Origin of the sequence: Catenovulum agarivorans YM01 (genome assembly GCF_000281085.1) — a bacterium.
GTDB lineage: Bacteria > Pseudomonadota > Gammaproteobacteria > Enterobacterales > Alteromonadaceae > Catenovulum > Catenovulum agarivorans.
Genome location: NZ_AJWM01000090.1, coordinates 1 through 12,355, shown reverse-complemented (window position 1 = coordinate 12,355; position 12,355 = coordinate 1). Strand labels below are relative to the sequence as shown.

Annotated in this window: 11 protein-coding genes and 1 rRNA gene; 5 read left to right on the top strand and 7 right to left on the bottom strand. The window is 39.5% G+C overall.

Annotation, left to right across the window (positions count from 1 at the left end; genetic code table 11):
- Window positions 1-17 precede the first annotated feature (17 nt).
- Together WSC_RS0101605 and dapF are read right to left on the bottom strand one after the other, a co-directional pair.
- Window positions 18-731 (bottom strand): DUF484 family protein, encoded by a 714-nt coding sequence (locus WSC_RS0101605; RefSeq protein ID WP_016954165.1) that lies wholly within the window; start codon window positions 729-731, stop codon window positions 18-20.
- The gene (gene dapF / locus WSC_RS0101600) at window positions 728-1,558 is read right to left on the bottom strand and encodes a diaminopimelate epimerase (RefSeq protein ID WP_016954164.1); all 831 of its coding nucleotides are present in this window, start codon (window positions 1,556-1,558) and stop codon (window positions 728-730) included. The genes WSC_RS0101605 and dapF overlap by 4 nt, the downstream gene beginning before the upstream one ends.
- 179 nt (window positions 1,559-1,737) lie before the next feature.
- Here dapF and cysE point away from each other — a divergent pair, with 179 nt between their 5' ends.
- Window positions 1,738-2,541, top strand: coding sequence for a serine O-acetyltransferase (gene cysE, locus WSC_RS0101595; RefSeq protein WP_016954163.1), 804 nt, complete (start codon window positions 1,738-1,740; stop codon window positions 2,539-2,541).
- 70 nt (window positions 2,542-2,611) lie between these two features.
- On the opposite strand, the gene WSC_RS0101590 is transcribed toward cysE, so the two are convergent.
- The 4 genes from WSC_RS0101590 to WSC_RS0101575 are packed head-to-tail and all read right to left on the bottom strand — an operon-like array spanning window position 2,612 to window position 4,979.
- The gene (locus tag WSC_RS0101590; protein ID WP_016954162.1) at window positions 2,612-3,094 is read right to left on the bottom strand and encodes a YajQ family cyclic di-GMP-binding protein; all 483 of its coding nucleotides are present in this window, start codon (window positions 3,092-3,094) and stop codon (window positions 2,612-2,614) included.
- A gap of 13 nt (window positions 3,095-3,107) precedes the next feature.
- Window positions 3,108-3,488: a PH domain-containing protein gene (locus tag WSC_RS0101585; protein WP_016954161.1), complete on the bottom strand. Its 381-nt coding sequence runs from the start codon at window positions 3,486-3,488 to the stop codon at window positions 3,108-3,110.
- A gap of 41 nt (window positions 3,489-3,529) precedes the next feature.
- Window positions 3,530-4,315, bottom strand: a complete 786-nt coding sequence (locus WSC_RS0101580) for a class I SAM-dependent methyltransferase (RefSeq protein WP_237716269.1) — start codon at window positions 4,313-4,315, stop codon at window positions 3,530-3,532.
- Entirely contained in the window at window positions 4,281-4,979 is a 699-nt protein-coding gene (locus tag WSC_RS0101575; RefSeq protein ID WP_016954159.1) for a DNA-3-methyladenine glycosylase I, read from the bottom strand. Before WSC_RS0101575 ends, WSC_RS0101580 begins: the two co-directional genes overlap by 35 nt.
- A 246-nt stretch (window positions 4,980-5,225) precedes the next feature.
- On the opposite strand from WSC_RS0101575, the gene WSC_RS0101570 reads away from it, so the two are divergent.
- The 4 genes from WSC_RS0101570 (at window position 5,226) to WSC_RS0101555 (ending at window position 11,876) form a co-directional block, all read left to right on the top strand.
- Window positions 5,226-5,759: a YfiR family protein gene (locus tag WSC_RS0101570; protein ID WP_016954158.1), complete on the top strand. Its 534-nt coding sequence runs from the start codon at window positions 5,226-5,228 to the stop codon at window positions 5,757-5,759.
- An 11-nt stretch (window positions 5,760-5,770) separates the two neighbouring features.
- Window positions 5,771-7,450 (top strand): ATP-binding protein, encoded by a 1,680-nt coding sequence (locus tag WSC_RS0101565; protein ID WP_016954157.1) that lies wholly within the window; start codon window positions 5,771-5,773, stop codon window positions 7,448-7,450.
- A gap of 495 nt (window positions 7,451-7,945) precedes the next feature.
- Window positions 7,946-10,711, top strand: a complete 2,766-nt coding sequence (gene polA, locus WSC_RS0101560) for a DNA polymerase I (RefSeq protein ID WP_016954156.1) — start codon at window positions 7,946-7,948, stop codon at window positions 10,709-10,711.
- Between the two features lie 121 nt (window positions 10,712-10,832).
- Window positions 10,833-11,876 (top strand): ABC transporter substrate-binding protein, encoded by a 1,044-nt coding sequence (locus tag WSC_RS0101555; RefSeq protein WP_157447155.1) that lies wholly within the window; start codon window positions 10,833-10,835, stop codon window positions 11,874-11,876.
- A 201-nt stretch (window positions 11,877-12,077) separates the two neighbouring features.
- On the opposite strand, the gene rrf is transcribed toward WSC_RS0101555, so the two are convergent.
- Window positions 12,078-12,191: ribosomal RNA gene (gene rrf / locus WSC_RS0101545) — 5S ribosomal RNA — on the bottom strand.
- Window positions 12,192-12,355 lie beyond the last annotated feature (164 nt).

The following is a 12,355-nucleotide window of genomic DNA, read 5'->3' as shown; positions in this document are numbered from 1 at the left end:
TAATAACACAACCCCGATTAAATAGGGCTAGGTTCAGCCGGGTTATTATCAACAGAAAAATCTAACAAGAGTCTGTTGATTAATTTAACCATAGGCGCCAAAAAGATTGTGTCCATATCGCCTTGAAAGTGCTGTTCATCGATACTACCAAAAGCGAGAATACCCATATCTTTTTGTCCACCTAAACGAATCAACGCAACTGATTTAATTGCTTGTTCGTCAGTAAAAAACAAGCTCATTTCTTGTTTTTTCAAGCGGCCAAAATAATAATCATCCCGCGCTAAACGCTGTAATAATACCTCTTGAAACAAATTCCGTGGTTGTACTAAGTTTGCGGCGTGTTCATCACCACCAGCGATAAATAACACCAATTTCATACCATCTAATTCAATTTGTTCCAGCAGTATAGCGCGCAATAAATAAATCATTTGTTTGCTGTCAGGACATTCCAACAACGCCATATACAAGTTGATAAAAGCCTTGTATATGGTTTCGTTTTGTTTGGCCGTGCCAATTAAACGGGTAATATCTTGCTCTTGCTTAGATACTTTATCTCGTAACAACTGCTGTTGGCGCTCTAATAAAGACACAACCCCATTGGAGTCATGCGCTATGACCATTTGGCGTAAAATATCTGGGTGGCGCTGAAAAAAATCTGGATGTTCAGATAAATAGCTTGCTACGTCCTCTTCGCTGCAATTGAGCAAAGGCATTTGTTCATTATCACTCATATATTTATCTGCCCATCAAAAACATGAACCGCAGGTCCTGTCATTTTCACAGCCTGACCTTCACCTTCCCAGCTGATGTTTAACTTGCCACCAGGTAATTCAACTTCAACTCTATTGTCTAATTTTCCTTGGAGAATACCAACCACAACAGCAGCACAAGCACCTGTGCCACAGGCTAGAGTTTCACCGGCGCCTCGCTCGAATACTCGCAAACGAATAGCTTGGCGATTAACAATTTGCATAAATCCAATATTGGCACGCTCAGGAAAACGCTCGTGACTTTCCAGAATAGGCCCGAGCGTGTCGACATCTGCAGTGTCTATGTTATCGACTGTTAAAACGCAATGAGGATTGCCCATAGAAACAGCGCCCGCTAACACATTTTGTTCATTCGCTTGCAGTATGTAAGTTTTCTCTTGGCTATTCGCTTTGAAAGGAATTTGCTGCGGTGCTAGTTTAGGCACCCCCATATCAACGGTAACTTGGCCATCTTTTTCTATGTATAAAACAATATTGCCACTTTTCGTACTTACGGCAATTCGGTTTTTGTTAATTAAACCTTTTAAGCGTACAAAACGAGCAAAACAACGAGCGCCATTACCACATTGTTCAACCTCACTACCGTCCGCATTAAAAATTCGATAGTGGAAATCAATTTCCGGATCATAAGGTGCTTCAACCACTAACAATTGGTCAAATCCTACCCCAAAATTGCGGTCAGCTAGTTTACTCACTTGTTCATTAGATAAAAATACGTTTTGGGTAATGTTATCAAGCACCATAAAGTCATTACCCAAGCCTTGCATTTTAGAAAAATTTATCTGCATTTTACTACTGCATTTCATTCAAAGTTTCATTACATACAAAATACAAAGTATTGCCCTTAAGGTCGAGGGTTTTGTGAGATCTTTGTTAGACATTTTGCTATCTCAGCTGAATCTACCTTGAATCTGCCAACATTAGCCCTTATTGTGCTAGACAGTTTTGATAAAATTAATGGGTGAATATGCTCAGCAACCAATTATGGTCACTTATTCAAAGTGAAGCGCGACAAATTAGTCAACAAGAGCCACTACTAAGCTCTTTTATCGACCAGTGTATCTTGACACATGACTCACTGTTAAATGCAGCGTCATTTGTATTCGCACAAAAGCTTGCTGATAATGTGATGCCACAAGCAGAATTAATCCCGCTGTTCCACCAATTTTATCTAACACATCCAGAGATGCTTGAAGTAGTTGCATTTGACATTCGAGCTGTGTTTGAGCGTGATCCAGCTATCAATTCTTACTTAACCGTTTTATTACATTTAAAAGGCTTTCAAGCCATTCAAGTACATAGACTGGCACATCAATTATGGCAACAAAACCGCCGTGATTTAGCTTTGTTTATTCAAAGTCGTTGCAGCCAAGTATTTGCAGTGGATATTCACCCGGCTTGCCGTATTGGTAAAGGGGTTATGTTCGACCACGCAACTGGAATAGTGGTTGGTGAGACAGCTGTAATTGAAGACAATGTATCAATTTTGCAGTCGGTCACATTGGGTGGGACGGGCAATGAAAGTGGTGATAGACACCCTAAAGTTCGCCATGGCGTTATGATTGGTGCTGGCGCAAAAGTTTTAGGCAATATTGAAATTGGCTGCAACTCAAAAATTGGCGCAGGTAGCGTAGTATTACAAGACGTAGCCCCACACACAACTGTCGTTGGTGTTCCTGCAAAACAAGTAGGAGTGCCTCGCTGCCCAGAACCTTGTCGCTCCATGCAGCAAAATGTATTTGATGACAGCGAAGTAGACAGTGTCGAATAACACTTACTGGTAAAACAGAGTTCAGATTAACGTCTGAACTCTATGTTAAGCAAAGTTCTAATGACTAAAATTAGTCTCTAAAATTGGTAAATTGAAACGGTTGTTCAAGTTCAGCACTACGTACTAACTGCATAACCTCTTGCAAGTCATCACGTTTTTTACCCGTTACTCGCACTTGTTCACCTTGGATAGAAGCTTGCACTTTAATTTTACTGTCTTTAATTAGCTTAACTAACTTTTTCGCCATCGCAGCATCTATACCCTGCACAAAAGTCACGGTTGTTTTATGATTTTTGCCTGAATGCTCGAAAGAACCTACTTTTACGGCTTTGGGGTCTAAATTACGTTTAGCCATTTTATTACGTAAAATATCTAACATTTGCTCTATTTGAAACTCTGCCTCTGCGGTTAATTTAATACTCTCAGACACATACTCAAAATTGGCTTCAACACCACGGAAATCGAAGCGAGTTGATAATTCACGTTGGGCATTGTCAGCAGCATTACGTGCTTCTTCTATATTTATTTCAGTTACTATGTCAAACGACGGCATAATCTTATTTCCACTATTTTTTTATTGCAAAATTGGCCAATGCTTTTTGGATGCCTAAAGTAGTATCACCACTTTTGAGCTCTCTTTCGATTGGCTCTGATGATCCAGAGATCCAAATTTTTAACTCTGCGTCTAAATCAAAATGTCCTGCGGTTTCTAATTTAAAATGAGTGATCGCACGATATGGTACAGAGTGATACTCAACTTTTCGTCCAGTTACCCCCTGCTTATCAATTAAGATCAAGCGATAGTTGGTAAACACATACATGTCACGAATTTCTTTAACTGCAAAAACCACATTTTCTTCATCAGCCAAAATCGGCTGTAATTCTTGCTGTACGTCTTCGCTATCAATTTGACTTGCGTTCCCCAGCAAACCATCTAACAATCCCATACCCTGCTCCGCAATTTGTATAAAAGGTTAAATAATTTAAATCAGGTTAAATATACATCAAATCTATGTTTTTTCGATTCTAAACTAAAATCAGGCTTTTGTTGGTTTAAATAGTCAGCATAATCAGGCCGTTTTACCACTACTCGTTGTTGAGCTACCCGCTTAGCCACAGACAATAATTGGTCTGAGTCTTCATCCGCACCAACAAAACCTTGAAATGCTTTCATTTCTTTTTTCACCGCGGCAGACTTCTTTTTGTGCGGATACATAGGATCTAAATACACCACATCCACTTGTGGTAGGGTGTTTTGCCAATCAAAACAGTCAGAGATTAAACTACCATGATACAAACCAATAAAATTGTTGATCCAAGCATCTTGGCTGGCTAACTGGAGCCGCGTTAATCCGTCAGCCAATAATGCTGCTACTGCATTATTGCGTTCCAGCATCACCACTGCACAACCAACACTGGCTAAAACTAAACTATCACGACCTAAACCAGCAGTAGCATCTAACACTAGCGGGCGTTCGTTATTTTTACAACCAACTGCACGGGCGATAATCTCATTTTTGATACTGACTTGTTTACGCCTGTAGGTTGCTGCGGCCCCCAAAAAATCAACCAAGACACCTGCCTGTTTTGGTTGTGATTGTTGAACTAACTGCAACTTGTCCTCTAGCCACAATAGATGCAAATCATCCGATGTCTGCTCAACTATGGTTAAACCATAGGTTTGAGCTAAAGCAGTTAGCCGCGGCTGCTGTTGCCCATCACTTGCGACTACAACAATATTATTCTGCGCTACCAATACGATTGTCTCCAACACTCATAGCTAAAATTTGACTTAATGCTTGGAACGATAGGCCAGTTTGTTGTCGCCAATAATTAAATCCTTCTTGTAACTGCTGCAAACTACGTTTGCTTGTAGCACCACCGTCTATTAACTTATTCGCTCTAAAATATCCTTCAACATCTTGGGTTAACAAAAAGGTATCTACCCCCAAAGCTCGCAAGGCGTAAGGACCCGTATTTCCGCCCAAGCGGCAGCCATGTTTTTTTAAATAGCCCCACAGCCCAACAATATCGTCAGAAGACCAGTCTGCAACAAACTGGCTGAAAGATTTTTTATGCTCAATTTGTACATCATGGATCATTAGCGCATTTTCATAAATACTTTGTACTTTTTTGCCGTTACGAATAATGCTCGGGTCTGTTGCTTTATTTTCTAATAATTCCGCTGGCATCATAAGAATTTTCTCAATATCAAAATTGAAAAATAGTCGTTCAAAGTTTGGCCATTTGTTTTCAACTACACGCCAGACAAAACCTGATTGGAATACTTTTTTGCTGAATTCGGCTAAAAATCTATCGTCGCTAATATGTGCGACCGCATCTGCAGTTAGAGGTTTACCAACAAACGACATGAGCCACGCCTCACTGCCCCCTTTACGCTTAGCTGCGCGCTCAATAATATTGTCAAAGTTTTCCATCGTCTTCTCTCGCTCAATTCTATCGGCCTATATACCCAATCTTGTTGGAGTGACCTGTTTCAAGTAGCTTGGATATTTTAGCATGTTCGCAATTTACAATTTTGCTTAAAGCGATACAGTTTGATTAAGAAAGTAGCAATCAGCAGCTAGATTGGCCGCAAGGTGGTTATACTCTGCTGATTTTATGTTAGAGTAATTTCCCAGCGCTTTTGCCAGCATTCCCATATTATACAACTTGAGATACTCGTGAAAAAAGAACTCTTAATTAGCTTATTTTTTGGCCTAGTTGTTTTTCTCACTCCGCAGCTGCATGCAGAAGAGCAGGCGCAAAATAAAGCCCGCATGTTAGTTTGGGTTTTGTCTAATATTGAATGGCAATCGGTTCCCACCAACAACAAACTGAATATGTGTAGTTTTGCCGCTAGCCCATACTCAGCGAATCAGTATTTAGCCAATTACCAATTTGTTATGTCGCCCCCTTATTTTGTCGACTTTTATAGTTTTGATAACCAACAGGCACTTATAAATTTTGATATAGAGCATAGCTGTCAAATTTACTATTTCGACCAAACGACGAGTGGACTGCATATAGATAAAATTTTATCGCGCGTAAATGAAAGAGGTTTATTAACCATAGGCCATGGTGAAAAATTTTTAACACAAAATGGTAGTCTAGCGTTAATTAGCAATGGGCAAACCTTACAACTGAAAATAAACAACCGACAAACAAGCCAACAATTTACCATAAGCCCACTGCATTCTATGCCAATAAAGTTCTGACCGGAGCAACAATGCTAAACAAAATAAAAGTGCCAATTTGGATAATTATCACACTATTAATTGTTAGTGTTGCACTTAGCTCAGTTGTCGCCCAGCAAGCGATTAAACACTATAGCTTTGCCGCTTGGTTACATGGTGATGTTTCACCTGCGAGTAAATCCTTTACGCAAATAAGTAACCGCCAACTAACTACACAGTACGAATTACTCCAACAGTTTACCGCTTTAGTAACAATGTCTAGTCAAATTTCAGCTGATGAGTATAACCAATGGGTCAAGTATCAGATAGCCAATAATGCTGAGCTATTGGCGGCATCGCTGGCGCTTTATTCAACTAAGAATGCACGATTACAACACATATATTCGGTTGGCACAGCAAGCAAATACCAACAAGATTCGTATCAAAGTGAATTATTGGCTGCAATACGTAAAAGCCAAAACACCACAGGTATAATCAGCAAGCGACTATCCAGCGACACCTTATTATTAGCTAAGAGCGTAAAGTTGGCCAATGAACAATGGTTTTTGTTATCCGAGGTAGATTTAAGTTTAATTAAGTTAGCGTTAATTCAAGCGCACCCACAAACGAAGCTTAATTTTTCACTGCAATTGACTGATAAACAACAAACGCCAATAGTCAACTGGGAGTTTGGTAAACTGCATACACAAAAAAATCAAATTAGTCAGCGTGTAGAAAACGAGTTTTTTATTCTGGACATTATCGCCGAACCAAGAGCAACCTTTGCGCCCAAGTGGCATGCCCCAGAAATATCCAAATTTATCGCCAGCGTGATTGTTGGCACCTTGCTTGTCTGTTTATTACTTGTTTTACTTTGGTATCAGCAAAGAAAATCACTGCAACTCGCGCAGACCTTAGAGCAACAAAATGCATTACTGGGCAATCAACTCTCGGCAGCAAAAGAAAGCATAAAACGCAACTCTCGCTTTGCGATTATAAATGATATGGCACCGATAGCTGCAGCTGAAATAACGCCAGCAGTCAGCCAAGCGATTAAGGCAGTATCGTCGCTAGAAGAGCGTACAATCAATCTTAAGAATAAACTTACAGATGGAAAAGTAACTAAATCTTTAGTTGGTAGTTACCTCGATAACGCTACGCAATTAACCCGCGCCTCATCATCACAGTTATTAATTGCAGCAGAAGCCACATATACATTGGAACAATTTGCTTCAGATCTAAAACAAGACACGCTTAGAGATATTAATTTACAACTGCACACAGCTGCAATTAGTGGTATCTACAAAAAATCTAATCAACACAAAAAAGTTAAGTTCATTGAAAGCATTCCGGGGGATTTGGATTTAACAGCTTATTCTGGCTCGCTCACCCATGTCATCTGTATCGTTCTCAACAATAGTATTGAGCATGGTTTCGCTGGCCGCCCAGACGGCATTGTTATGATTGAAGCGTTTAAAAATAAAGATAAACAATCTATTCAAATGCGTATAGAAGATAATGGTGCAGGCATGGATGAAGCTATGTTAGCTAATGTCTTTGCAACTGAATCCATTGACACTCACTCGGGCTTACATTTGGCTAAACAATTAGTAGATGACAAATTGTTAGGCAAAATGGAAGTGAATAGTAAACTCGGTCGATTTACCCGGGTTAATCTAACTCTGCCAATCGATGTAAATAAAGGTTTGCCTAAAGAACAAACGAAACGCTAAAGCATACCAGCTTATACGCTTTTATTCTTAACTAATAAAAATTAGTGTTTAAAAAATTGTAGCAATTTAGCCATTGAAGGAGTAAATTGTCCGCCACACTTTTTCAATTTTGCACAAAATACCAACAACTAGGTGTTAGCAGAAAAAGTTATACATAACTAACAAAGTCAAACTTAAAATAATAATTAACAAACTTATCCACAGGATAATAAAAAAAACAAAAAGGTCATATACAACAAAAACCCATAAAAATTATAACTTTAGAAAAAACTTTTACGAATTTTTCGGTTAGCATCTCCATTTATTAGTTCTTAGCTAAAACTTACTCACATGCATGCAATTATATTTGTAGGCTGTTTCACGCACAAAACCCACAGATTTATCCACAGATTTATTTCGTTGGCTTTACATTTGAGATCAAAACAATCAAATCCCAACTCGGCTGTTTTTACCGTATAATATCGGCATTGTTACGCTAACTAACGTAGAAAATTTATGGCTCAAATTCCACAAAACCCACTTGTCTTGGTAGACGGTTCTTCATATTTATTTCGTGCTTTTCATGCGCCACCGCATTTAACTAACTCTAAAGGAGAGCCTACTGGCGCTGTTTATGGCGTGGTCAACATGCTTAAAAGTTTGATCAACAAATTTCAACCAAGGCAAATGATTGTGGTATTCGATGCCAAGGGCAAAACATTCCGCAATGACATGTACGCGGATTACAAAGCGAATCGCCCACCTATGCCTGACGAATTACGTTGCCAAATAGCCCCACTCCATAAAATAATAAAAGCCATGGGTTTACCACTGGTTTCTATTGAAGGTGTTGAAGCGGATGATGTTATTGGCACACTGGCAAAACAAGCAAGTGAACAAGGCCGCCATACTTTGATCAGCACAGGTGATAAAGACATGGCGCAGTTGGTTAACGAGCACGTGACCTTAATTAACACTATGACAGATACTGTTATGGACGTTGCCGGCGTTGAAGAAAAATTTGGTATAGGCCCTGAGCTTATCATTGATTATTTAGCTTTGATGGGTGACAAGGTTGATAATATTCCGGGTTTACCTGGTGTCGGGCCAAAAACCGCAGTTGCTATGTTACAAGGCATGGGCAATATTAAAACCTTATATCAAGATACTGCAAAAGTTGCTGAGCTTGGCTTTAGAGGCTCTAAAACCATGCCGAAGAAGTTGGATGAAAACAAAGAGCAACTTGAGCTCTCATACCAACTTGCAACAATCAAAACTGATGTTGAGTTAGATTTAGTCCCAGAAGATTTTGATATACAAGCGCCAGATCAAGCAGCATTAATTGAGTTATTCCAAGAAATGGAATTTAAACGCTGGTTAAGTGACTTGCTAGGCCAGCAAAGCAGCAAAAACTCAGGTGCGGTAAAAGGCACAGAGGTAGCTGAAGTGGTCGAGCAAGCAGCGAAAAAAGATGCTGAATATGCCTGCATATTAGATGAAACCGAGTTTAACCTTTGGTTAGCCAAGTTAGAAAATTCAGAGCGTTTTGCATTTGATACTGAAACCACCTCACTGAATTATATGCAAGCTAGAGTTGTTGGGGTTTCTTTTGCTGTAGAGCCTGGCCAAGCTGCGTATGTGCCCTTTGGCCATGATTATCCAGACGCGCCTCAACAGTTATCCGAAGAATTTGTGTTGGGCAAACTAAAGCCTCTGCTTGAATCAAACAAAATCGGCAAAATCGGCCAAAACCTTAAATATGACAAACATGTATTAAACAATCATGGTATTGAGCTCAAGGGTATTGAGTTTGATTCTATGCTCGAGTCTTACGTGTTTAATAGTGTAGGTACACGCCATGATATGGATAGCCTTGCACTTAAGTACCTAGGACATAAAGCCATTTCTTTCGAAGAAATAGCAGGCAAAGGTGCAAAACAACTTACCTTCAACCAGATTCCATTGGAACAAGCAGCACCTTATGCAGCGGAAGACGCTGACATCTGTTTGCAATTACACCAAAAACTTTGGCAAGAGATACAGCAAGACGACAAACTCAAATCCGTATTAACTGAGATTGAACTACCGCTTGTGCCAATCTTAAGCAAAATTGAACAAAATGGCGTGTATATAGATATTCACCAACTTGCGCAGCAAAGCCAAGAAATTGAAATTCGTCTTGCCGAGTTAGAAACCCAAGCTTTTGACATAGCGGGTGAGAAGTTTAATTTAAGTTCGACTAAACAGTTACAAGCTATCTTATTTGAAAAACTCAATCACCCTATATTAAAGAAGACACCTAAAGGTGCACCATCAACCGCAGAAGAAGTTTTACAAGAATTAGCATTAGATTACCCACTACCAAAAGTGATCATGGAATATCGTGGTTTAGCTAAACTCAAATCGACCTACACAGATAAACTACCAACTATGGTTGATAACAAAACCGGCCGTCTGCATACCTCATATCATCAGGCGGTTACAGCTACAGGTAGATTATCTTCAACCGATCCAAATTTACAAAACATTCCAATCCGCAATGAAGCTGGACGTAAAGTACGCAAAGCTTTTGTTGCCCAAGACGGCTATAAAATAGTCGCAGCTGACTACAGCCAAATTGAATTGCGTATCATGGCACATTTATCAGCGGATAAAGGTTTGTTAACTGCATTCGCCGAAGGTAAAGACATTCATAAAGCAACCGCAGCCGAAGTATTTAATTTGCCATTGGAGCAAGTTAGCTCAGAGCAAAGACGCAGTGCTAAAGCGATTAACTTTGGTTTAATTTATGGCATGTCAGCGTTTGGTTTATCACGTCAATTAAATATCCCACGTAACGAAGCACAACAATATATGGATCTATACTTCGAGCGCTATCCGGGTGTATTAACTTATATGGAAGACACGCGTAAATTTGCCGAAGAAAATGGCTACGTGGAAACAATTTTCGGTCGTAGATTGCATCTACCAGATATCAAAGCACGTAATGGCGCTGTGCGTAAAGCAGCAGAGCGTGCGGCGATCAACGCTCCTATGCAGGGCACTGCGGCAGATATCATTAAGAAAGCAATGATCAAGGTTGCAGCTTGGATTGATGATATACAATCAGACAAGATTAAAATGATCATGCAAGTGCACGATGAATTGGTATTTGAAGTCCGTGAAGATTTTGTTGATGAAGCTAGCAATAAGATCGTCGAGTTAATGCAAACCGCGGCTGAGTTAAAAGTTCCGTTATTGGTTGAAGCTGGTGTCGGTGAGGATTGGGATCAAGCACACTAGTCGCTTTGACAAGGTTATTAGCTGGGTCTAAATTTATAAGCTAGAACTCGTTAATAACCTAAATTTCATGATTTTGATGCGCAGGCTGCTCCAAGTTACTTCTATTATTTGCGTTGCGCATTTGACCATTTCTACGCCTTTGTTAGCAAATGAACAACAAATCAACCTAAAAATTGCCATGGTAACAGGCAATGCGCAAACGCCAAAAGTATTGGATAAACTTGCGCGACAATTTGAGCGACAAAACCCACAGATCAAAATTAACTTTATCGAGGTTAAAAATAGCGACTTTAAACCTCAAATAGCTGGTTGGTTAGAAAAACCAGTTTCGGCCGATATAATAAGCTGGCATGCTAATGAAAGATTATTCAAATTTGTGCGCCAAGATTTAATCCTAGATGTTTCAGACATTTGGCAAACAGTCGGCCCACAATTCCCGAACAACTTTTTGCGGCATATTAAATACCAACAGAACATATATGCAATACCTTACTCATATTATCAGTGGGGGTTTTATTATAAAAAATCGCTATTTAAACGTTTAAATATATCGCCTCCGAAAAACTGGCAACAACTGCTCAATATGCTTGAGCAAATGAATAAGGTGAATATCACCCCTATTGCAATTGGCTCATTTGAACCTTGGGCGGTTAGTTGCTGGTTTGAATACCTAAATTTACGTCTCAATGGCCTTCAATATCACAATAGCTTTGTCCGCGGAGAGATCAGTGCACATGACCATGGTATCAAGCAAGTTTTCATGCACTTACAACAACTCATAGAGCTAAACGCTTTTGCCGATAATGCTAACCAAAGAAGTATAAGAGAAAGTTTGCCAACCTTATATCGAGAAAAAGCAGGGATCACGTTAGAAGGTAGTTTTATTGAAGGTTATATCCCAGATCAATTTAAACACAATATTGGTTTTTTCGAATTTCCTATAATTAACCCTCAAGTTGAAAACATACAAGTTTCACCAATAGATATATTATTGATCGCCAAACATACACGACACCCTAATGCTGCAAAACAGTTTTTACAATTTATGGCCTCAGCTGATAGCCAAACGATAGTGAACCAGATGCTTTACCAAGTACCAGCGAATATTCACGCAAAAACTTCGAGCTCTAACTTACTTTCTTCAGTGGTACAATCTTTAGCCTGAGCAGATGGATTAACTCAATTTTATGATCGTGAAACAAATGAAGTATTGGCAGCAAAGAATATGCAAATTTGGACTGAGTTTCTGGAAAAACCGGATATACCAGATGCACAGCAACGGATGGAAAAAGCCCGCCTTGAATATTTACAGACTATAAACGAAAAAACCCCAACTCATTGAGTTGGGGTTCTTCTTAAATTAAAAGCCTGGCAGTGTGCTCCTCTCACATGGGAACTCCCTCCCTCCCATCGCCGCTATTGTGTTTCACTTCTGAGTTCGAAATGGATCAGGTGGTTCCACAATGCTATCGCCGCCAGGCATAAACTGGTTACAATCTGAATTCGTAAAAGCTTAATCTTTAAGTTCTATTTCAATCTGTTATTTATCTAATCTATTCAATCAAACAACTTATTTCTTTGTATTCTTCGCAACCCAATAAACATTTGGCGTTGTATGGTTAAGCCGCACGGGCAATTAGTATT